Annotated in this window: 17 protein-coding genes and 7 tRNA genes; 20 read left to right on the top strand and 4 right to left on the bottom strand. The window is 48.4% G+C overall.

From position 1 onward, the window contains the following. Nucleotides 1-48: 48 nt before the first annotated feature. From HPY31_RS00005 to mnmL, 8 genes are all read left to right on the top strand, one after another. Nucleotides 49-139, top strand: a tRNA-Ser gene (locus HPY31_RS00005). A gap of 10 nt (nt 140-149) precedes the next feature. Next, nucleotides 150-226 (top strand) — tRNA-Met (locus HPY31_RS00010). An 18-nt stretch (nt 227-244) separates the two neighbouring features. After that, nucleotides 245-320 (top strand) — tRNA-His (locus tag HPY31_RS00015). Between the two features lie 9 nt (nt 321-329). Next, nucleotides 330-403 (top strand) — tRNA-Cys (locus tag HPY31_RS00020). Between the two features lie 5 nt (nt 404-408). Further along, nucleotides 409-485 (top strand) — tRNA-Arg (locus HPY31_RS00025). Nucleotides 486-957: 472 nt separating this feature from the next. After that, nucleotides 958-1,042: transfer RNA gene (locus HPY31_RS00030), tRNA-Leu, on the top strand. Between the two features lie 298 nt (nt 1,043-1,340). Beyond that, nucleotides 1,341-2,579 (top strand): glycosyltransferase family 2 protein, encoded by a 1,239-nt coding sequence (locus HPY31_RS00035; RefSeq protein WP_012685793.1) that lies wholly within the window; start codon nt 1,341-1,343, stop codon nt 2,577-2,579. A gap of 176 nt (nt 2,580-2,755) precedes the next feature. Beyond that, entirely contained in the window at nt 2,756-3,724 is a 969-nt protein-coding gene (gene mnmL / locus HPY31_RS00040) for a tRNA modification radical SAM protein MnmL/YtqA (RefSeq protein WP_172137481.1), read from the top strand. A 48-nt stretch (nt 3,725-3,772) separates the two neighbouring features. On the opposite strand, the gene HPY31_RS00045 is transcribed toward mnmL, so the two are convergent. After that, nucleotides 3,773-4,501, bottom strand: coding sequence for a glycerophosphodiester phosphodiesterase (locus tag HPY31_RS00045; protein ID WP_172137483.1), 729 nt, complete (start codon nt 4,499-4,501; stop codon nt 3,773-3,775). Between the two features lie 96 nt (nt 4,502-4,597). After that, on the bottom strand, nt 4,598-4,777 hold the full coding sequence (locus HPY31_RS29105; RefSeq protein WP_172137494.1) for a YjcZ family sporulation protein: 180 nt from the start codon (nt 4,775-4,777) through the stop codon (nt 4,598-4,600). Between the two features lie 83 nt (nt 4,778-4,860). On the opposite strand from HPY31_RS29105, the gene ablB reads away from it, so the two are divergent. Then, nucleotides 4,861-5,715: a putative beta-lysine N-acetyltransferase gene (ablB, locus tag HPY31_RS00055; RefSeq protein ID WP_172137496.1), complete on the top strand. Its 855-nt coding sequence runs from the start codon at nt 4,861-4,863 to the stop codon at nt 5,713-5,715. A gap of 4 nt (nt 5,716-5,719) precedes the next feature. On the opposite strand, the gene HPY31_RS00060 is transcribed toward ablB, so the two are convergent. Further along, nucleotides 5,720-7,264 (bottom strand): PucR family transcriptional regulator, encoded by a 1,545-nt coding sequence (locus HPY31_RS00060; protein ID WP_172137498.1) that lies wholly within the window; start codon nt 7,262-7,264, stop codon nt 5,720-5,722. Nucleotides 7,265-7,421: 157 nt separating this feature from the next. On the opposite strand from HPY31_RS00060, the gene HPY31_RS00065 reads away from it, so the two are divergent. From HPY31_RS00065 to HPY31_RS00095, 7 genes are all read left to right on the top strand, one after another. Beyond that, a complete protein-coding gene (locus tag HPY31_RS00065) occupies nt 7,422-8,774 on the top strand; it encodes an aspartate aminotransferase family protein (RefSeq protein WP_172137501.1) in 1,353 nt (450 codons plus the stop codon). Nucleotides 8,775-8,790: 16 nt separating this feature from the next. Further along, on the top strand, nt 8,791-9,483 hold the full coding sequence (locus HPY31_RS00070) for a 3-oxoacid CoA-transferase subunit A (RefSeq protein WP_087351516.1): 693 nt from the start codon (nt 8,791-8,793) through the stop codon (nt 9,481-9,483). Next, nucleotides 9,465-10,142 carry a 3-oxoacid CoA-transferase subunit B gene (locus tag HPY31_RS00075; RefSeq protein WP_012685801.1) on the top strand — a complete coding sequence of 226 codons (678 nt, stop codon included), beginning with the start codon at nt 9,465-9,467 and terminating at the stop codon, nt 10,140-10,142. The genes HPY31_RS00070 and HPY31_RS00075 overlap by 19 nt, the downstream gene beginning before the upstream one ends. A gap of 32 nt (nt 10,143-10,174) precedes the next feature. After that, complete coding sequence (locus tag HPY31_RS00080; RefSeq protein ID WP_172137503.1) at nt 10,175-11,455, top strand: peptidase; 1,281 nt, start codon at nt 10,175-10,177, stop codon at nt 11,453-11,455. 97 nt (nt 11,456-11,552) lie between these two features. After that, a complete protein-coding gene (locus HPY31_RS00085) occupies nt 11,553-12,971 on the top strand; it encodes an aldehyde dehydrogenase family protein (RefSeq protein ID WP_172137505.1) in 1,419 nt (472 codons plus the stop codon). A gap of 67 nt (nt 12,972-13,038) precedes the next feature. Further along, a tRNA-Ser gene (locus HPY31_RS00090) sits at nt 13,039-13,127 on the top strand. A 157-nt stretch (nt 13,128-13,284) separates the two neighbouring features. Then, on the top strand, nt 13,285-14,850 hold the full coding sequence (locus HPY31_RS00095; protein WP_172137507.1) for an acyl-CoA synthetase: 1,566 nt from the start codon (nt 13,285-13,287) through the stop codon (nt 14,848-14,850). A gap of 65 nt (nt 14,851-14,915) precedes the next feature. Here HPY31_RS00095 and HPY31_RS00100 read toward each other — a convergent pair whose 3' ends face one another. Continuing rightward, nucleotides 14,916-16,979: an exo-beta-N-acetylmuramidase NamZ domain-containing protein gene (locus HPY31_RS00100; protein ID WP_172138833.1), complete on the bottom strand. Its 2,064-nt coding sequence runs from the start codon at nt 16,977-16,979 to the stop codon at nt 14,916-14,918. Between the two features lie 223 nt (nt 16,980-17,202). On the opposite strand from HPY31_RS00100, the gene HPY31_RS00105 reads away from it, so the two are divergent. From HPY31_RS00105 to HPY31_RS00120, 4 genes are all read left to right on the top strand, one after another. After that, nucleotides 17,203-18,033: a copper amine oxidase N-terminal domain-containing protein gene (locus HPY31_RS00105; protein WP_172137509.1), complete on the top strand. Its 831-nt coding sequence runs from the start codon at nt 17,203-17,205 to the stop codon at nt 18,031-18,033. Nucleotides 18,034-18,099: 66 nt separating this feature from the next. Then, nucleotides 18,100-18,723: a YhcN/YlaJ family sporulation lipoprotein gene (locus HPY31_RS00110; protein ID WP_172137511.1), complete on the top strand. Its 624-nt coding sequence runs from the start codon at nt 18,100-18,102 to the stop codon at nt 18,721-18,723. Between the two features lie 197 nt (nt 18,724-18,920). Further along, a complete protein-coding gene (locus HPY31_RS00115) occupies nt 18,921-22,055 on the top strand; it encodes an AfsR/SARP family transcriptional regulator (protein ID WP_483297057.1) in 3,135 nt (1,044 codons plus the stop codon). A gap of 127 nt (nt 22,056-22,182) precedes the next feature. Next, nucleotides 22,183-22,764, top strand: a complete 582-nt coding sequence (locus HPY31_RS00120) for a TetR/AcrR family transcriptional regulator (RefSeq protein WP_172137515.1) — start codon at nt 22,183-22,185, stop codon at nt 22,762-22,764. Nucleotides 22,765-22,768: the final 4 nt, after the last annotated feature.

Raw genomic sequence — 22,768 nt, forward strand, 5'->3', positions numbered from 1 at the left:
CACTCTTAGCAATCATGCATATCTAGTTTTGAAGGTGCATATAATCACGGAGAGTTACCCAAGAGGCCGAAGGGGACGGTTTGCTAAACCGTTAGTATGCGCAAGCGTAGCGAGGGTTCGAATCCCTCACTCTCCGCCATTTTTATTTTGGCGGCGTAGCTCAGCTGGTTAGAGCGTTCGGTTCATACCCGAAAGGTCGGGGGTTCGATTCCCTCCACCGCTACCAAACTTCATAAAAATTATGGCGGTCGTGGCGAAGGGGTTAACGCACCGGATTGTGGCTCCGGCATTCGTGGGTTCAAGTCCCATCGATCGCCCCATAATAGCACGGGAGTATAGCCAAGTGGTAAGGCACGGGTCTGCAAAACCCTTATCCCCGGTTCAAATCCGGGTACTCCCTCCATTTAAGTCCCAGTAGCTCAGCAGGATAGAGCAACGGCCTTCTAAGCCGTCGGTCGGGAGTTCGAATCTCTCCTGGGACGCCACGCGTTTACAAAAGATAGCCTCCTTAGGACGTTGTGGCGTCCCAGGAGGTTTTTTTCGTAGAAGATAGTGCGCCTTTCAGGAGGAAATCAGAAGCAAGTAGTCAGTCAAAGGACCTAGTTCAAAAAAATAGTAAAAAAACTTCCATCCACGATTGGAAATATTTTGTCTAATTTGTCATAAATTATGTAAGAAAATCACAGAATATGGCTCCCTCACTACTCGGAAAATGTGACGAAACAATGATATTTTTGTAGAGAGGCACTTGTATTCTTTTAAAATTTTTGCGACATGTAACTTTCTTTTTCGACAAACGTATCTACTAGAGGACAGAGCCAAAAAATGATAGCTTGATAGGAAAAATATGGGCTCCATCCAAGTCGAAACCGATATTGACTTGCGAAAACTGATTGTGTATACTCAAACACGTACTTCGTGGCAACAGAAAAACACGTGTAAAATTAGCGTTTATAGGCGGTCGTGGTGGAATTGGCAGACACACCATCTTGAGGGGGTGGCGGGGCGACCCGTGCGAGTTCGAGTCTCGCCGACCGCACCAATCCCGGAAACAACCAGGAAGAAATGGAAACGAGTGTTTGTGTTTTTCTAAATAAACGGAGCCTTTTTCGACAAGGGCTTTTTTTTCTGCCAACTGCGAAGCACTGTCGAATAGAAAGAGAAAAAGGTGGGAAAGGTGATAGCAGTGCCTTATTTTTTCCCACTTTTGGGTCATTGCTTATGAAACGTATTTGATGTAAACTGCCAATTGAGAGAAAAACAATAGAGAAATGTTGGAAAAACAACACTACCTAAATTCAGATCAGACCCAATCTGGTTTAGGTCGAGGAGAAGAACCCATGAGTGTAATTAGAGAGATCATTGAGGGATTATTCATCGGATTTACTTCTGCGGTGGGCGTAATCGGCACATACCAAACACTGGTTTCTTGTGCAGGCCTGTTCCGCAAAAAAGAGCAAGTAACATCTGAGCCGCAAAAGACGTTTGCTGTGCTCGTGGCTGCTCACAATGAGAGCGCCGTAGTTGCTCCGCTTATTGAAAACCTGAAGAAACTCGACTATCCACGTGAAATGTACGACATCTTCGTCATTTGCGACAACTGTACAGATAACACGGCAGAAATTAGTCGGGCGCATGGTGCAATTGCATGTGAGCGTTTTGACACATCCAAGCGTGGGAAAGGCTACGGCATCGAATGGATGCTGGAGAACCTCTGGGCAAGACCTAAGCAGTACGACGCTGTCGTCATGTTTGATGCTGACAACTTGGTTGAGAAAAACTTCCTGAAGGTAATGAATGACCGTCTTTGCAAAGGGGCGCGTGTAATTCAAGGTTACCTCGACTCCAAGAACCCGTTTGATTCCTGGATTACACTGTCCTATGCGGTTACCTACTGGTTTACAAACCGTATGTGGCAGCTGGCTCGTCACAATTTGGGACTGCCGAATACTTTGGGCGGAACTGGTTTGTGCATTGAGAGCAACCTGCTCAAAGAAATGGGCTGGGGAGCAACCAGTCTCACGGAAGACCTGGAATTTGCAACACGTTGTATTGAACGCGGTATTTACCCGACTTGGGCTCATGACACCAAGGTCTGGGATGAAAAACCGATTGACTTAAAATCGTCTATGCGCCAGCGTTTGCGTTGGATGCAAGGGCACTACGATGTTGCAGGACGCTACATTCGAGCTGTATTGTTTAATGGATTGAAGTCAAGAAAGCTGGGAATGCTTGACGCAGCCTTCTACCTCTTCCAACCGATGTATGTGCTGATGGTGACGATGATGTCGGTATTGTTCTTGGCAAGATTTTTTGATATCGGTACGCTGACAACAGTATCCACGATTTTGCCTACATGGCTGGTATACGGTTCTACTGCTGTGTTCTACCTGTTGCCGCTTCTGGCTCTCTACCTGGATAAAGTACCGTGGAAGGGGTATTTCGGGCTCCTCTTGCTACCGTTCTTTTTCCTTACCTGGCTTCCGATTATGTTTTACGCGTTCTTTACGAAGAAAAACCAAGAGTGGAGTCACACCTCTCACACACGCGCGATTCGTATCGAGGAGATCCAGCAATAGTGATGTAAACAAGCAAAAACCACAGGGGGAAAATTCACCTGTGGTTTTCCTATTATCTTAAAGTAGCGAGACCGTTGCCGAATTTGGTATAATGACGTGATCAAGCAAGTAGCGTTCGCCAACGGGATTAAGGCACCAGCGCCAGACGTAGCGGTGCCCATAGGAGGAAAACAGCAATGAAGCTCGCGACAGATATTCACAGCAACGACGTCCCATTGTTGTGGGGCGATAAACGATATCATACATGGAATTATCATTTAAGAGGGACTTTTCACGAAAAGATTTTCAAGGTTCCATTGGATGGCGGTTTTAGTTGCCCGAATCGGGATGGGAAAGTAGCGACAGGCGGCTGCACGTTTTGCAGCGCGAGAGGATCTGGAGACTTTGCCGGTGACCGCAGAATGGATCTGGAAAAACAGTTCCATGAGGTGAAAAATCGCATGCACGAGAAGTGGCCACAAGCCAAGTATTTGGGCTTCTTCCAAGCGTACACAAATACGTATGCGCCTGTGGAGGAGCTGCGGGAGATGTACGAAGTCATCCTCCAACAAGAAGGCGTAGTCGGACTCTCCATTGCCACACGCCCTGACTGCCTGCCAGACGATGTCGTGGAGTATTTGGCTGAATTGAATGAGCGCACCTATTTGTGGGTGGAGCTCGGTCTCCAAACTGTCCATGAGCACACAGCCCAGTTAATTAATCGAGCGCACGATTATCAATGCTACGTGGACGCTGTAGAGAGGCTGCGCAAGCACAACATTCGTGTATGCTCTCATATCATCTATGGATTGCCAGGAGAGAGCCACGAAGAGATGATGCAGACGGCAGATGCTGTGGCACATCTGGATGTGCAGGGAATCAAAATACACTTGTTGCATCTGCTGCGCAAAACGCCAATGGTGAAGCAATATGAAGCAGGTCTCTTGGAATTCCTATCGCAGGAAGAGTACACGAAGCTCGTTGTAGATACATTGGAAATTTTACCTCCAGAAATGATTGTCCATCGAATCACAGGGGACGGACCACCTGATCTTTTGATTGGACCGATGTGGAGTCGTAAAAAGTGGGAAGTTCTGAATGGCATTGACGCAGAACTGAAAGCGCGGAATAGCTGGCAAGGAAAGTTATTCGTACCACGCACGTAAAAGTCATAGCAACAAGCAGGGAGCCTTTTTAAGGGCTCCCTTTCTTTTTTAAAGATTGCGAATCAGATTTCTCGCACGCTTCGGGTAATTGGTGATCAGACCATCTACCTCACAGTCAATGGCTCGCTGGATTTGCCGTCCAGTATTTACCGTCCAGCTCAAAACTTCAAAATGATGCTGCTTTGCTTGTTTGACCAAGTCTTCCGTCAATTGATCATAGGGGACGTGCAGTTGATCAGCACGATATCTGCTGGCTACTTCCCAAGGCTTGACGAGTGGTCCCACGTATAAAAGTCCTGTTGTTTGCCTGGCATCCAATTGCTTGATTCGTAAAAGGCTGTCGAAGTTGAATGTTGAAATGATGGTTCGCTCTGTTAGCTGATAACGTCTGATTTGTTCGATGACGAGCTCCTCTAAGTGAGGTTGATCGAGGAAAAAATTTTTCATCTCGATGATGAAGCGCAGTGGTGAGTCGACAAACGACTGGAATACCTCCTGCAGGGTTGGAATGTGTGCTTTTGGTAGTCGCATAGTCGAGTCTTTATCTGCTCGTAGCTGACGCAGTTCACGCAATGTGTAATGGCGAACCAAACCGGAACCATTGGTCGTGCGCTCCAGGTTATGGTCATGAATGACAACCAGCTTATTGTCACTGCTGAGCTGAACGTCTAATTCGATCCCATTGGCTTTTCGTCGGACGGCTCCTTGAAACGATTCCATCGTATTTTCCGGAAACAGGCCGGAAGCGCCACGATGGGCATAGATAAGTGGGGGCACGAGGGCTTCCTCCCTTCTCGAGCGTGTCATTACCTTCTACTATGATATGTAAAGGGCCCCTCGATACGACCTGACATGAGAGGCATCTCCAGAAGTCTATCCGATTACGACGAGTACGATGACCAAAAGGACAAAAAGGACAAGGATCAGGGCAAAATTGTTATTGCAGCTCACAAAAAACACCCTCCTTCCCGCACATGAAGCACCTACTCTCATGGTATGAAGAACAGGTAAATATGACCCACAAGAATGCCCACCTTCTGTTTTTTTGTGCATGAGGAACGCTTTTTTATACAGATTGGCAGATGACGTCCTTACTCGTTTTGCTACAATGAGAGGAGGAGCATTTGTAGGGGAGGATGAAGACCGTGATAAATGTTGTAGGCGCACAGGAGGCTGGCGACCTGATCATTGATCGACAAAATCGCCGCGTAAAGCTGCACGTGTATGAACCAACACAAATCGAGCAGTGGGATCGGGTCATGAAGGAGCTGGCTGAAGAGTCAGAGGCAACAAAAGTGATTGTGTACGGGAAGAAACAAGATATTCAACGATGGCAATCTCTGGGGTATGAGCTGGAGGGAACCATTGATGGTTTTTTTCAAGGGGAAAACGCACAGATGCTCACCTGCTATCTGACAAAAGAGCGGGCTACCTCTGGTGCAGAAAAACTTGCCGAGGAAATTCTTGCGTTGAGCCTGTCAAAAGCGGGGAGTACGATAGAGAAATCATTACCCGAGGGATACAACCTGCGTGAAGCAACGGAGGCAGACACGAAGGAATTGGCGTGTTTGTATGGACTGGTATTCGCGACGTATCCTACACCGATGAACGACCCTTCCTACATTCGCAAAACCATGCAGGAAGGTACCATCTACTATGTCGTTGAATTTGAAGGCAAGATTGCATGTGCTGCGTCAGCAGAAGTATCCGAACGATTTGGTTCAGCGGAAATGACGGATTGCGCGACCCATCCAGATCATGCGGGGAAAGGCCTCCTCCAACCACTGTTTATCGCGCTGGAACAAAGGATGGAGGAGACGGGGATTTACTTTTTGTACACCTTGACCCGGGCACAATCAGCAGGAATGAATGTGACAGCTGCCAAAATGGGCTACGCATACCGCGGACGGCTGATTAACAATTGTACGATCTTTTCAGGCTATGAAGACATGAATATTTGGGTAAAGCCACTTCGCCCGACGAGGGATTAACAGGCTATCTGTTTGTAGGATACAACTGCTGTTGCAGACGACGGGCCATCAAGGCCAATTGAAGCTGCCAGCGTTGATGAGCATCCTCCAGGCGGTAGCCTGTTTTTTCTTCAATTTGGGTCAACCGGTACTTGAGCGTATGTCGATGAATATACAAGGCTTGCGAGGTCTGTAGCCCGTTTCCATTTTGGGCCAAATACACCTCAAGTGTTTCGAGAAGCTGTTGATTGTATTTCGTATCATAGCGGATTAATGGTTCAAGCAATGGGTTCCACAGACGGAGCAAGCTTTCTTTTTCACGATGGTACGGAAACAAAAACTGATAGCCCTGCATATCCCGGTATCGCAAAATTTGCGGGGATTGGGCCAATAGCGGGTACGCTTGTAGAGCAAACATCGCTTCTTCGGAGGAACTGACGACGTTTGGCAATTGCTCGCAGGGATTGCTCAAGGCGATCTGTAGGGCAAGTTCAGGGTGCAGCCCTCTCCAGCGGGAAGTGAGCTGTTCCAACAGGCGTAGGCTTGTCTGATCATCCGGCAAAATAAACAAGAGGCAATGCGGGCGTTCGCGCAGCAAATAAGAGCGCTGATGACGGTCGCTAAGCCTCCGCATCAACGTAATGACACTTTGATGCATGTCTCCGAGCATAGTCTGATCAGCTACCTCTACACGAACAGCGACACAGAGATGAGGTCCAGCAAGCGGGTACCCCAGCATGCGACAACGGCTCTCCAGCTCCGTATGGGTCATCTGCTGCCCATTCAGCAACTCCTCCACAAAATCCCCTTTTAACCGCCATTCCGTTGCGGCTACCGCCCTTTCCTTTACATATTCGAGTGCACATAAGGTAGAGGCATGCTGTAGAGCGACGTCATCGAGCTCTTTCCAGGCGTGCTCGGGCTTCGTTAAGGTCAACGTGCCAAAATGCTCGCGATTGGCGCGAATCGGTACACGATGCGCGATTTCCTGAGACTGATCAAGCGGCAGTGCTTCCGAACTGCCATGCTGTGTGACTTCAAAGCCTAATGCATCGACGAGCGACACGACGCCTCCGGTAAGTGCTGCGAGCTCGCCAGCGATGGCGGGAAGACCTCCCTTGGACAGGGCAGCATCAATCATTCGGTTATGAATCGCTGAGGAATAGGCAAGCGTTTCAAATTGGCGATTCATGATCGGCTGCAAAATGGCTTTGGTTATGGTTGAAAAGTTGATCTCCGTGGGAATTTCAATCAAGGGAAGCTGATAGTGATCCGCCAAGGTCAAAAACGTCTCGGGAATTTCCCGTAAATAAAAGCCCGTATGAATCGCAACGCCACTCAGCTTTTGCTTCGCTAACGAAGGAATAAAAGAAGCGAGCTTTTCTGTATGCTCAGCCAGCCCAAAGCCGGTTGTTATCAAAAATTCGCCTTCCTGCAAACGACTCGTATCCTCCAGTACCTCGACAATTGTCACCCAACGAATCGGATTGTCGAGTCCGCCTGCTCCTGCGATCAGCCTGGTGTGAACCATATCCGGCAGTTGTAGTGCTTCTCTTATCGTGATGGTCATCAGGCATCTCCTCCAAAAGCTCTCGGTAAAGGTTCTCTTATACAAAATGTACAAAAGATTTTGTCTCTTTTCCATGTTTTTTTGCCAGCACGTCGGATGGTTCTTGTGTGCTGGTCAGCTAGGATAGAGGTAGAGAATAAGCGAGGTGGCGACAAAAATGACGAAAAGCTATGTAATCAAGCCTGAATTAGGCAAAGAGTATCCAGTTATTTCTCATGGAAAAGGCATCTATCTTTACGATAAAGAGGGGAATCGTTACATCGACGGTTCCAGTGGAGCGGTGACGGCAAGCATTGGTCACGGTGTAGAAGAGGTGGCTGAGGCGATGTATGCGCAAGCCAAGGAAGTTTCCTTTGTGTACCGCTCGCATTTCAGCAGCGATGCTGTGGAGAAGCTGGCTACAAAGCTGGCAGAGTGGGCACCAGGCTCTCTGAACTGGACGTTTTTTGTCAGTAGCGGTTCGGAAGCAACGGAGACAGCACAAAAAATTGCGATTCAATACTGGCAGGAAAAAGGAAGACCAACGAAAAATCGGATTATCTCTCGCTGGATGAGCTATCACGGGATTACAATGGGTGCACTTTCGATGTCTGGACACGTCTTGCGCAGAAAGCGTTTCACCCCGTTATTGGCTGACTATCCGGCGATCACAGGACCATATCCGTATCGCAAACCGGAAGACATGTCCCTCGAATCGTATGCGCTTGCGTGTGCAAACGAGCTGGAGACCGCAATTTTGCGCGTAGGACCTGAGCAGGTAGCGGCATTCATCGCAGAGCCTGTCATCGGGGCTTCTGGGGGAGCGGTCGTGCCGCCAGACGGTTACTTCCAACGTATTCGCGAGATTTGTGATAAGTATGAGGTTTTGTTTATCGCAGACGAAGTAATGACAGGAGTAGGGCGTACGGGGAAAGCGTTTGGGATCGACCATTGGGGCGTTGTACCTGACTTGATGACATTGGGCAAAGGCATGAGTGCCGGTTACACGCCTATGGCTGCTACGATTGTCTCGGACGAAATCATTGAGACGATTACAAAAGGCAGCGGCTCGATTATGGCAGGACATACGTATAGTGCCAATCCACAATCCGCTGCTGTTTCTCTGGCTGTCCTCGACTATGTAGAGAAGCATCAGCTCGTCGAAAAAGCGGCAGAACAAGGTGCCTATTTGCTTACCCGCCTAAAAGAACTGGCCGACGAGCTCCCGTTGATCGGAGAGGCACGTGGACTTGGTATGCTGTGCGCGCTGGAATTTGTGAAAAACAAGCAGACAAAAGAACCGTTTGCGCTTTCGGGGGGAGTAGGCGGGAAGGTCATTCAAAAAGCATTTGAAAAAGGCCTGCTTATTTATCCGGCAATAGGCGGAATCGAAGGAGTGGCAGGAGACGCGGTCATCATCTCACCTCCACTGACCATTACTACGGAGCAAATCGATGAACTGATATCTCTGCTGAAAGAAGCGGTGATAGCTGTTCAGCAGGAGCTCCAAGACAAAGCACTGATCGGATAGAGAAGGAGGAACGAGGATGACAAACCGATTTGAAAAGGTCGTCTCCCTGTCCGAAGCGCTCACCCATTTTCGCGATGGGATGACGCTGTTGGCAGGGGGATTCGGTGGGGTAGGCAATCCGCCTACATTGATTCAGGGAATTTTGGATAAAGGCGTGCGTGATCTGACGCTGATCAGCAATGATACTGCTTTCCCGCATATCGGAATAGGTAAGCTGGTGACCGAAAAGCGCGTCAAAAAAGTGATTGCTTCTCACATTGGCTCAAATCCGAACGCAGGGGCCCAAATGACGGCTGGAGAGCTGGAGGTAGAGTTCTGCCCGCAGGGGATACTTGCAGAGCGTGTACGGGCAGGTGGAGTCGGTCTGGGAGGCATTCTCTCGGATGTCGGCATCGGGACGATCGCGGAAAAAGGAAAGCAGAAGGTCGTTCTGGATGGAAAGGAATACTTGCTGGAGACACCGCTCACTGCCGAAGTGGCTATCGTACATGCGAAAAAAGCGGATCGCTTTGGCAATTTGGTGTTTGATACGAGTGCACGTAATTTCAATCCGTTAGTGGCGATGGCGGGCGACATTACCATCGTGGAAGCGGATGAGATAGTAGAGGTAGGCATGATCGACCCGGAAGAAATCGTCACCCCGGGCGTTTTCGTAAACTTAATCGTCCAAAGTGAAGGGGTGAATTGGCAATGGGCATGGGAGAAGTAAAAGAAACCGAGAGCTATCGTGAACGTATTGCCCGCCGCGCAGCATTGGAAGTGGAAGACGGCATGATTATTAACTTGGGAATCGGTATTCCAACATTAGTAGCGGATTTTATCCCAGCTGAGAAACGAGTCATGTTTCACGCGGAGAATGGCATCCTCGGTACAGGACCAAGCCCTGCGAAAGGCGAGGAGAACGCTATGCTATGCAATGCGGGCGGTTTTCCTGTCACGCTTGCCACAGGGGCATCCTTTTTTGACAGTGCGACTGCTTTTGCCATCATCCGCCGTGGACTATTGGATATGACGATTTTAGGAGTCCTGGAAGTAAGCCAAAATGGTGACATTGCCAACTGGATCGTTCCAGGCAAGCGTGTCCCTGGCATGGGTGGAGCTATGGAGCTGGCACAAAAGGCCAAGAAGGTCATGGTTGTGACCACGCATCTGGATAAAAACGGGCGTTCGAAAATCGTTCGGGAATGCTCACTGCCGTTAACCGCGACAAAGGCTGCGGATTTGATCATCACGGACATGGCTGTAATGGAGGTCATGCCAGATGGTTTGTACCTGCGAGAAGTTATGTATCCATACAGTGTCGCTGACGTGATTGGAGCAACGGAAGCCGAACTCAAGATGGACGGAGAGGTTGGCGTTTTCCGCTAAGCAAAGACAAATCCATGGAACGGGGGAAAAACATGGCAAACTGGCAGGTGCTTATACGGGAGCAATTGGAAAAAGATCGTGAGGCCGCTGTTCAACTGCTACAGCAATGGGTAAAAAGCCCGAGTGTACAAGGAGAAGAGCAATCCATTCAACAAAGCATTGCTGAGCTTTTGGAGCAGATGGGGCTGGCCGTTGACTTATGGGTCATGGAAGGCGATGAGCTGGTGTCACATCCGTATTTTGTCTCCCCGCGTACGACGTTTGAAAGCAGCCCGAATGTTGTCGGTGTGTGGAAGGGACAAGGAGAGGGCCGGTCCATCATTCTAAACGGACACGTGGATGTAGTGCCCGCGGGTGATCTGGCACAGTGGAGTGATGATCCGTTTAGCGGGAAGGTTGAGGACGGCAAGCTTTACGGGCGCGGAGCAACCGACATGAAGGGTGGAAACTTATCTTCCCTGTTGGCGATCCAGGTTCTACAGAAGTTGGGTGTGCAACTGAAAGGTGACGTCATTTTTCAAAGCGTCGTAGAAGAAGAAAGCGGTGGTGCAGGCACATTGGCGACGATCATTCGTGGTTACAAGGCGGATGCTGCCCTGATTCCAGAGCCGACCAATATGAAAATTTTCCCGAAGCAGCAAGGCTCCATGTGGTTCAGATTGACCGTCAAAGGCCGTTCTGCTCACGGAGGGACCCGCTACGAGGGAGTCAGTGCCATCGAAAAGAGCATGCTCGTCGTTCAAGCAATTGGCCAATTGGAAAAAGAGCGTAACGATCGACTCGACGACCCGCTTTACGCCAAGCTGCCCATTCCAATCCCGATTAACCTGGGGGTGATTGAGGGTGGCAAGTGGCCTTCGTCTGTAGCTGACCTCGTCAAGCTGGAAGGAAGGATGGGGGTTGCCCCTGGAGAGCAGATGGATGATGCCAAAGCGGAAATGGCGGCAGCACTCAAAAAGCTGGCAGAGGTCGACCCGTGGTTTGCAGAACACCCTGTTGAGCTGGAGTGGTTCGGAGCTCGTTGGGTTCCGGGAGCAGTGGAGCTCGATCATTCGTTAATGGATATTTTGCAAGCGCAGTTTGAAGCAGTGACAGGAGAGCGTGCCATTGTGGAAGCATCGCCTTGGGGAACAGACGGCGGTTTGTTGACTGCTTTGGCCAATACGCCAGCGATTGTTGTTGGACCTGGAGTCACACAAGTTGCACATTACCCGAATGAATACATCGTGTTGGATGAGGTGTTCCGTTGTGCCGAAATCTTTGCGCTGACGTTACTAGAATGGTGCGGTGTAGCTGAAAGTGTGAAAGAGTAGAAATATCCAAATATTTCAAATTGAAAACAGGAAGGCACGAGTATGAGGGAGAATGATTGCAAGGTGAACGCCAATCAATGAGAGTGGGGATATGCCGATGAAAAAAACGTGCTTTATCGGGGGAGAATGGGTGCCAGCTACTGTTCATGCACCCCTACTCTCTCCATGTACGGGTCAAGAGATTGCACAAATTTCGCAAGCAGACTCATCATTGGTTGAAAACGCAATTGCTGCGGCCCACGAAGCGACTGCCGTCATGAGGCGCCTTTCTGCCTATCAACGTGCCTTCCTGCTTGAAAAAATCTCGATTTTGATGAATGAGCGTTTGGAGGAAGCGGCGCGGATCATTGCAATAGAAGCGGGGAAACCAATCAAAACAGCCCGTGGTGAAGTGATTCGAACCATACAGACGTATAAGTTTGCGGCAGAGGAAGCCAAACGCCTCCACGGAGAAACCGTACCACTTGATGCAGCGATCGGGGGAGAGGGACGCTTGGCTTATACCGTGCGTGAACCACTGGGAGTCATCGGGGCCATTACACCCTTTCCTTTTCCGATGAATCTCGTCGCCCATAAGGTCGGACCTGCTCTCGCTGCTGGCAATACGGTTGTTCTCAAGCCAGCATCGCAGACACCGCTTAGCGCATTGTTTCTGGCAGAGCTCGCAGAGCAAGCTGGTGTGCCTGCTGGTGCCCTTAATGTAATCACGGGTAGTGGGACGAGCGTTGGCGATCAAATCGTATCTGATCCGAGAGTCAGGGCGGTGACCTTTACAGGGAGTCCAAGTGTTGGGCTAGATATACGCAATCGAGCGGGTATGAAAAGAGTCACGCTCGAGCTGGGATCGAATTCGGCAGTCATCGTTGATCGCGATGTGCAGCTAAATGAAGTGATTCCTCGATGCGTTTTTGGGGCCTTCGCCTACTCTGGGCAGGTATGTATCTCTGTGCAAAAAATTTTTGTGGTCAAAGAAATCTATCAGGATTTCGTTCAACGTTTTGTTGAACAAACACGAGCACTACGCGGTGGTGATTCGCTTTCTGAGGACGCTGACTATTCGGCTATGATCAATCCCCGGGAAACAGAACGTGCGATGGAGTGGATTCATGAGGCACTCCTACAAGGGGCGCGTTTGGAATGTGGGGGACAGATCGTGGATCGGATGCTCCAGCCTACGGTGTTGACGGGTGTTCCGGCAGATGCAAAAGTATCTTGTCAGGAAGTACTCGGCCCTGTCGTTCTCATCAATCCAGTGGAGTCGGTCGGGCATGGCATTACGTTGGTAAACGATTCCCGCTTTGGATTACAGGCTGGTGTCTATACCAACAATCTGTCGTTGGCTTTGGAAGCGGCCGAAGAGCTGCGCGTGGGCGGGGTGATGGTAAATGATATTCCGACATTTCGCGTGGACCATATGCCCTACGGTGGCGTAAAGGAGAGCGGACTTGGTCGGGAAGGGGTCAAATACGCGATAGAAGAAATGACGGAATTGAAGCTCGTTGCCATTAAGCGATAAAAGAAATAAGGAAAGAGCTCTTGCAAAAAATAGTAGAGCTGTGATATAGTTTATATTGTTGAAATACGGAGGGATACCGAAGTGGTCATAACGGGGCGGTCTTGAAAACCGTTAGAGTGCAAGCTCACGCGGGTTCGAATCCTGCTCCCTCCGCCATAAATACAAATGAACCTACTCCAGTTGAGAAGCTGGGGTCTTTTTTATGGTCGAGAGCTTTGAGAGGGAGTTGTCGGTTCTTTTTTGTAAAAATATCAGAAAATAAAGAAAACTATTATATAATGGAGAGGAGACTATAAGTGATGGGGGAATTTGCATGCTCGAAGCGCAAAGGGTTCGTAGAAATGCACTTGGCGATATTTTGCGAAGAAGTCGTGGACGAAATCCTGATAAGCCTGCCCTGTACTTTGAGGAAGAAGTATTGACGTACAAGCAGCTTGATCAGCTTGCAAACAAGACGGCTCATTCGCTTCTTTCAAAAGGCTTGCAAAAAGGGGAGCGGGTAGCAGTATTGTCACGCAACTCGATGGATTTTGCGATTCTAAACTTTGGGATAGCAAAAGCAGGGGCCATCATGGTGCCGATCAACTTCATGTTGAATAAAGAAGATGTCGCCTATATTTTCGGTCATGCGGAAGTGAGTGCGTGCTTCGCAGCTCCCGAATTCTTGCAGCTCGCCCAAGACGGACTCCAATTAGCTGGAATTTCCCCCAAGCTGCTTTCCCTCATGTCCAAACCAGCAGAACAAGCAGGGGAATGGTTGCCTTTTCGCACGATGATTGAAGCGGCAGACGACCACGAGCCTGAAGTAGACATAGTGGACGAAGATGTTGTGCAGATTTTATATACCAGCGGAACGGAATCAAAGCCAAAGGGCGTTATGCTCACTCATAAAAGCATTATTTCCGAATATGTCAGCACGATTATCGAAGGCGGGATGACGCAGGGTGATGTGGCGGTTCACGCACTTCCCTTGTTCCATAGTGCACAGCTTCACTGCTTTTTGGGACCGTATGTGTACTTAGGTGGAAGTGGAATTATTTTGGAACAGGCAACCCCTGCGTTGATGCTACAGACAGTAGAGACGTATAAGGCCACTCAGTTGTTTTGCCCGCCAACCGTATGGATTGCTTTACTGCGGTCTCCTGATTTTGCCGCGCGTAATGTGAGTTCTTTGCAAAAGTGCTACTATGGTGCAGCAATCATGCCCGTAGAAGTGTTAAAAGAGCTCGGTAAACGCCTCCCAAATGCTCAGTTTTACAATTTTTACGGACAGACGGAAGTGGCACCATTAGCAACTGTTTTACAACCGAAGGATCAGATGAGAAAAGCAGGCTCTGCAGGCAAGCCAGCATTAAATGTGGAAACGAAAATCGTCGATGATGACGGGAATGAAGTCCCTCGGGGTAGTGTTGGTGAAATTGTTCACAGGACCAGCCATGCGATGCTGGGGTATTTCCGAGATGACGAAAAGACACAGGCTGCCTTCCAAGGAGGGTGGTTTCACAGCGGGGATTTAGGCATCATGGATGACGAAGGCTATATCACGGTCGTTGACCGGAAAAAAGATATGATTAAATCGGGGGGAGAGAACGTAGCTAGCAGAGAGGTTGAGGAGCTTATTTATCAACATCCAAAAGTGTCAGAGGTCGCTGTGATCGGAGTTCCTCATCCGTTCTGGATCGAAGCAGTGACGGCTGTTGTTGTACCAAAAGCGGGTGAGTTACTGACTGCTGACGAGATGCTTGCTTTTTGCAAAGACCGTCTCTCCTCCTTCAAAGCACCCAAATATGTAGTGATTGCTGACAATCTTCCTCGAAACCCCAGCGGCAAAATCTTGAAAAGAGAGTTGCGCCTCCGATACGAAACACTGACGACTTAGCCATTCACAAGGTCTAAAGCACAGAAAAACCCGCTCTGTTATGGAGCGGGCTTTTGCTGCTGTGATTATTTGACGTTGGAAACAGTCGGGCGATCGGCTTGAATGACTTCAAAACGATAGCCTTTTTCTTTCAAGTACGAAATGATTTGGGGGAGAGCTTCAGCCGTTGGCGACTTGGTGCTGGAATCATGCATCAAGACAACGATTTCTTTTTGTGACTTTACTTGCTGCTTTACATTTGCCAGTGCCTGCGCGGCTGTGTACTTGTTGCTCCTTGCATCGCCGTTTGTTACATTCCAGTCGATAAACGTATAGCCACGTTGTTTTGCTTCCTCTTTGATCGCATGCATGACGGTCTGCTGCTTGTTATAACGTGTGGGATCTTGATATTTCAAACTAACGGTATTCGTACTGCCACCTGGATAGCGGAACACGGTTGGTTTTACGCCAATTGCCTTTTCAATCATTTGACTACCTTTTTCCACGTCTGCAAAAAAGCCATCCATATTTTTGTAAAGAAGCTGATAATTATGGGAATACGAATGTCCTCCCACCGCATGTCCTTCAGCTACGATCCGTTTGAGAATGGCCTCATGACCAGCTACCTCACGGCCCACAATAAAGAAAGTGGCTTTGACTTGATGCGCTTTCAGCGTATCCAAAATACGTGGAGTGACAGGTGAAGGTCCATCGTCAAAGGTTAAATAAGCGATCTTCTCAGAAGACTTCGGAGTCTGAGTGTTCGGTTTTGTAGCTGGTTCAGGCTTCTTCGTTTGATTAGTCGTTCCTTTTGGTTTGTCTGGCTGCGGTTGAGTCGGTGTCTCTGGTTTTGCTGGCTTAGATGGTTTTGGTTGTTCTGGTTTCGGGTGCTCCGGTTTCTTTGGTTGTTCTGGCTGCTTTGGTTGCTTTTGTTGAAGCGGCTGCATCGGGATAAACGGTTCATCGCCATAGATCAAATATTTTTGCCGCAGCTCAACAAATTTCTTAAGCTCCGCTTCATAGGAAGAAACAATCTCCTGCGGGGATTTGCCTTGTTCGAGAAGCAGACCGATTTTGTTGGTACCCATCACCTTGTCGAACATGGAGATTTGCATACTCGTACTTTTTGGTATAGGGAATGATTGTAATTGCTTGGCATAAGCCAGCGCGTAAATACCTGTTTTTGCCGGGTTAAACTGATGTGGATCGTTGATCTGAAGGCGTACGCCCCCGGCAGTTCCTTTAGTCTCAGGAATAAAGATGACGCCAGGCAGAAGACTTCCATTTAACAGATCAGCGTACTTGTGCGAATCTATACCCTCTGCCCCAATCCACGTGAAATGGTCGCCTTGTCGAAGGGGGGTACCCTCACCCAAACCAGTTGCCATATACCCGAAAACCGAGGTCAAGTTAGGGAGATGCGGAGAACTCGGAATCCAGGCTAATCCTGTCTGTTGATAAATCAAGCTACGTGTATACCCTTGCATCGGAATAACGGTTAGATCTACACCGATGGTACGGTTGAAATACAAGGCCAGCTCTCCGATGGTCATGCCATGTGCAAGCGGAAGGGTATCCACGCCGATAAAGGAGCGGTAAGGCAGTTCAACTACTGGCCCCTCGACAATCGTTCCACCGAGAGGATTCGGTCGATCCAGTACCATTACTTCTTTTCCTTGTTCTTTTGCTGCTGTCATGGCGTATTGCAACGTAGATATGTATGTGTAGGTTCTCGATCCAATATCTTGCAAATCGACGAGAAGAATATCAATGTCTTTGAGCATTTCCGGTGTCGGCTTGCGAGTTGATCCAGACAAGCCGTAGACCGGAATAGCGTAGACGGGATGAACAAAGCTCGTTACCTGTTTTCCTGCTACCGTTTTTCCGTCGAGGCCGTGTTCAGGTGCATAGAGAGCGGTTAAATGGACGGAGCGATCTCGTCGTAACATGTCGATCGTGCTGACCATTTGACTGTTCTGACCTGTTTGATTCGTAATTAATCCGACTTTTTTGCCTTCAATGAGATAGTGGAACTGATTGAACAGTACATCACTTCCCAATTGGATGGCAGTCGTATTGGCTGAGCTTCCTACTGGAGGAATTAAAGTTAAGATAAGTGCCAGGATGAGGAAAGGGAGAAATTTGTTCATCATTCATTGCCTCTTTCAAGATAAAATACTGTCGCTTCTTGTCTATTGTAACGCTTTTGGAAAGCAAGATGGTTGCATTTTTGTAACAATTTGAAATTAGGTCAAAAGGAGCAGAAAAAAGGAACAGAAAAGAGGAGGGGGATTAGGAAAAAATGTTCTTTTGAAAGGGAGTCTACAGGAAAATCTTGAAACAGCCTTCATCCTATAGTAGATTAAGAATCGTGTGAACCTTTTTGGAAATGGAGTGAATGTTTTGCTGAAAAAAGTAGCCTCATTACTGCTCGCGATTGCCTTGGTACCGATGGCAGCGTTTTCTGCAGCGGCAGCAACTGCACCTGTAGTGCCTAAAGCCGTACAGAATGCTGTTAAGGTGGAGTACAATAAAAAACAAATTGCGTTTCCTGACCAAGCACCTATTATAAACCAAGGGCGGACATTGGTTCCGATTCGTCCGATTGCAGAGAGTCTTGGATTTGAAGTGAAATGGAATGATCAAACTCGTACCGTTACCATCAATAAAGGGAAAGATAACATCAGATTGGTGGTTACTCAAAAAATTGCCAACAAAAATGGACAAACCATCAAACTCGACGTGCCTGCACAGATTGTGAACAAGCGTACTGTAGTGCCTGTTCGTTTCATCGCGGAAGCTCTGAGCTACAAGGTTGAATGGGATCCGAAGACACAAACGGTATTGATTGCGGACAATGTGAACCCTAATCAAGTCGGCCAACAGGAAAAGCCGAAAGATCCGACGAAACCGGCAACAGATGAGAAAAAGCCTGAGCAGGTAGCTTTGATCGACAAGGAAAGTATTGAAGGGAAATCTACCAAAATAGCTGTGATCGGACTGTATCGAGTTACTGGTAAGGTTGATCCGAAAGCGGATCTAACCGTTGTAATTGACGATGATACACATGAAGTAGATGTTAATGCAGATGGAACTTTTAAGTTGCAAATTAATGGCGATGAAGGTATTCGCAGCTTTACCGTAAAAGCTGAAAAAGACGGTAAACAAGATACTTTTGAGGGCGAATTTATTTCCATTGATTAAGCCATCTGATTTCTGAGTAAGAACACCTCCTGCACATCACACTAAGTGCAAGGAGGTGTTTTTGTTGTGAGACGAATAAGTAGGGGTATCGTTGCTGTACTCCTGTTTGCCGGCTTGCTGACAGGGTGTTCGCCTAACAAAGAACAGGGCACCGAAGATCAGAACGGAAATAAGGCCAAATTTGAATCTCTGGGAATTAACTTCCAGAACGATAACGTCGGTAGAGATAAAGGACCGGCAGCCATGATTAGCCAAAAGAGGGTTCATCAGCGAGAACCACAGCTGATGACGTACTTGGAAGGGCGTGCGGAAAAGCTGCCCGGTGTAGCCGATATCAAGGTGTTAGCGTACAAGGATAACTTGATTGTAGGTGTGCTGCCAGTTGATACACCAAAACCTGACGAAGTCAATCCGCGGACGTCGATCCCATATACGCCTGGAAAAATTGTGCGAGTCGATAATGGACATCCAGATTCGCTGCACAGACGTGTTGTGAACCGGATGAGGTCAAGCTTACAGGCAGAAACACGCTTTAACATTTTGTACGTGTCTACCAATCGGGCTGTTTATGACCGAATCGCAGATTTGCATTCACGAATTACGAACGGAGAGCACATCAGTGACGAGGAATTTCAAGTCCTGTTAAATGATATTGGATATACGGTTATTGGATATAATTTAGTGGATTGAAAGAGCACCACCTGGACTCCCGGGTGGGCTTTTTGTCGAATAAGGGTCAAATGGCAGGAGAAAAGTTAGAAATGGGGAAATAGTCAAAGAAGAGCAGGAGAACGGCAAGGAGTGCACATTATATGATTCCAATCCACATCCCTATATCCAAAATAACTCCTCCAGGACAGAAGCCATATGTCTTACGGCGGCCTGCAGTGGCAAAAAAATTACGTCTGTTGAAATATACGCAGATTTGTCTCATTCATGCAGGGGCAGGCTATGGCAAAACGACTTCTTTGGCTACATTTCTACATGATGAAGCACTGGCTGCGTCCTGGTATACCATTCAGGATGGTGACGATGCTCTTCTTGCATTTGTCATTTGTCTTGTCGAAAGTGTTCGGCAGGTTCATTCTGGTTTTGGACAGGTATTGAAAGAACAACTACTTAAACAGATCTCTGAGCAAAGTCCGGTGCCGTCCCTAGACAGTAAAGTTTTGGTCGACTGGTTTGTCGGAGAATGCGTACAGCTCCAGGTTGACCACATACTTGTTTTGGACCATTTTCAACGAATTGAGAATGGGAGTGAAGTCGATCAATTTGTTCAACGATTAGCCGAGGTGCTTCCACAAAAGGTCAAGCTGGTTATCTTAACGCGTTCCCGACCGAAATGGTCCAATCTCGACTTGTTGTCCGCAAGAGGAGAGTGTCTGGAGCTTACAACCAACGACCTTTCTTTTACGCTGGAGGAGAGCGAGGCCTTTTATTCTGATCAATACGACATCACGCTGTCCGAAGAAGATTGGGGTCGAGTCGAAGGGGTGGCGCTAGGCTGGGTGATGGCACTGCGAACTTTTGGTGAAATGGTAACGAGGGGGCAGACGGTGTCCGATAGTCTGCGTGAGTTATCCCGATTGCTACATTTGCTGGAAGTAGAAGTCTGGACACAGCTGGATGCAGGTATGCAGCGATTCTTGATGGAGGCAGCGGTTCTCGAACAATTCGATTTGGAGGATTGCAAGCAAATACTCGGAGAGGGATGTATCGAGCACCTGTTGGAAGCACAGCGTTGTCATCTTTTTCTGCATGTCCAAGCAGATTCTCATTATTCCTTTCATCCGCTTTTTCAGCGTCTCCTGTCGAGCAAGCTGGCTGCGAATCAAGCGATGTACGTGCATGTAAATCAAAAGGCCGCAGGATGGTACAGACGTAAAGGGGACGAGGCAAAAGCTTTTGGGCGGTTGCGTCTCGTCGAACAGTGGGAGATGCTGGGTGAGTGGCTGTGCCAAGCATCGGAAAGGTTGCTGCAAGCAGGGAAGCTGGACTTTTTATACGAGTGGATAACGCTGTTACCAGAGCACATCAAGTGCGAACAGCATTGGCTGTTGTTTTATCAGGGCGAGGTAGAACGCTATCGCTGTCTCTATGCGAAGTCCTTTGCTTCTTATGAGCAATTTTTGAAACAATGTGAACAGAAGCAAGATCAAATTGGTTTGTGCCGAGGGTTGGAAGGGCAAGCACGCGTCCATCTCGACAGTGTACAAGGCGTCAGGGCCGAAGAGCTGCTCAAGAGGGCAATTCAACTTTTGCCCCCATTTGAACAAGAAAATGAGATGGCACCGAGGCTATACCGCTTGCTGGCAGAAATTTATACGAATCGCGGAGATGCCAAACAGGCGGCAGCTTGGTATGAACGGAGCCAGGAATTAGAGCAGCAGACCGAGGTTGAGCTAGAATCACGCCTGTTGTTTCGTACTGGCCGACTGCAGTCCTCCATCCAGCTGTTGGAAAGTAAGTGGCAGGTAGAACAAGGGAAGCATCCCCCGCTGACCAGATCGTATAGGGAAACCTCTTTACTGCTATCTTTTGTGTATGCATTGAATGGCGAATGGGAGCGAGGGTGGGAAGCTGCAGAGACTGCCATACAACTCGGACGTGCAGCACATTCCCCTTTTGTAGAGGCGAATGGCTATGTTCGAAAAGCGCATGCGGCCCTCATCAGTCAAACATTGCCTACGGACGAGATTCGCGAGCTTTATGAAAAAGGTTTGCAAATTATGGAGGAGCTCCAGTCCACACGCGGAAAGTCAGAAACGCTTCTGGGACTAACCTTGCTTCATGCAAGAGAAAAGGCACTCGACCAAGCGCTTCTGTATGGCAACAGGGGAATACAAGAGACAGAGGCAATGCGCGACGACTGGTTAGGCAGTCTGGTACGTATGGCCATTGGAATTGCCTATGCCAAATACGGGAAAGAAGAGGAAGCATGGGCTACCTTTATCGATTGTGCCGACCGACTTAGTCACTGCGGGGATAGCTATAATGTCGTCATTTGTCAATTGTGGCTGAGCTTCTTGGCTTATCGCAAAAAACAATGGGATTTGTTTGTACCTGCGGTGACGCAAGCTCTGTCCTTGATGAAGTCCGGTGAATATCAATTCCTTTTGCAGAGACCTACGCTGCTTACACCGCATGATGTACAGCAGCTGATGCCGATTCTGATTGAGGCGGAGCGCCGAAAGGTATCGCCGGATTACGTCTCTCAGCTGTTAAATGATTTGGGATTGCAAAACGTGACATTCCACCCCGGGTATACCCTTCGTATTCAGACGCTGGGCGCCTTTCGTGTATGGCTGGGAGAGCGGGAATTGAGCGAAAAGGCATGGCAGCGTGGGACGGCCAAGCTGTTGTTTCAGCTTTTATTGACAAAGAGACACCATTTGTTAGCCCGGGAAGAAATCATGAACCGACTTTGGCCAGACAGTATCGAAGAAGCGGCAATTCGCGATTTTAAGGTGTCGTTGAATGCATTGAACAAAGCCCTCGAGCCAGATCGTGCTGCCAGAACAGACACCTTCTTCATTCAACGCCATGGCAGCTCTTACGGTTTCAATCTGGCATCGGGCTACCATATGGACGTCGAAGAGTTCGAGAAGCTCGTTACACTGGGCTTGGCAGAGTCAGATCGGCGTCAGGGGGCCATCCTTTTGGAAAAAGGGCTTGCCTATTACTTGGGCGATTACATGCCGGAATGCCGTTATGAGGATTGGTGTGTAGAAGAGCGTGAGAGGGTGCAGACGCTGTTTCTACGCGGAGCAGAGAGGTTAGCTAAAATCATGCTAGAGGACGGGCAGTTGGAAAAAACGATCCGCTGGTGTGAAGCGATTCTGCGGGTGGATGATTGCTGGGAGGAGTCGTACCGCTTACTTATGACTGCGTATTATCAGCAAAATAATCGCACACAGGCAATCCGTTGGTATGAAAAATGTGTAGCTAAACTGAGGGAGAACCTCGGTGTCGCGCCGATGCCTGCAACCATGGAGACTTACCTTCAAATTATAGAGAAGTAAAAGATCGCCCGCAAAGCGATCTTTTTTTGTACATAGAGCAATGGCTGCTTGACAAAACTAGGAAGTATTCGTAATATAATCTTTGTACTGACCAGTCAGTTCAAAAGATCGAAAGGGGATAGGAGTGATGGCACCATCCAAAAAAGATCAAATTGCAAACGGAGCTTTAACCGCATTTGCCCAGTTGGGTTATAGCGAAACGACCATGGATGCAATCGCGGAAATGGCGCAGGTGGCAAAAGGAACCCTCTATTATCACTTTTCCACAAAGGAAGAGCTGTTTTTGTACGTGATAGAAAAAGGCGTGAAGATGCTGATTTACCATGTAGATCATGTAATGCAGAATGAAGAGCTTTCCTTGGAGGATCGTATTCTGAATGTGCTGGATGAGCATCTTCGCTTCTTTTCCGAGAATCAAGATTTGTGTTTCCTGTTGCTGAGTGCGTTCTCAGGAGATGGACAACGCGACAGGATGGTTGGCAATCTGCTAGGTGGCTATTTCAGCACGATGGAGTCACATATGCTAGAACTGCAGCAGCAGGGGTATATCCGGGCGGATATCGATATTCGCACACTTGCTTCCTCGTTGTTTGGCATGGTTGGTTTTACCGTACTTCGTAAGCAATTTCGCAAAGAGCCAGTGAACAGTGCCGCAGATAAACAGACACTCCGTTATTTGCTTTCAGGAATGTTTCAAAATAACGTCTAGAGAA

Origin of the sequence: Brevibacillus sp. HB1.3 (genome assembly GCF_013186635.1) — a bacterium.
In the GTDB taxonomy this organism is placed as follows: Bacteria; Bacillota; Bacilli; order Brevibacillales; family Brevibacillaceae; genus Brevibacillus; species Brevibacillus brevis_D.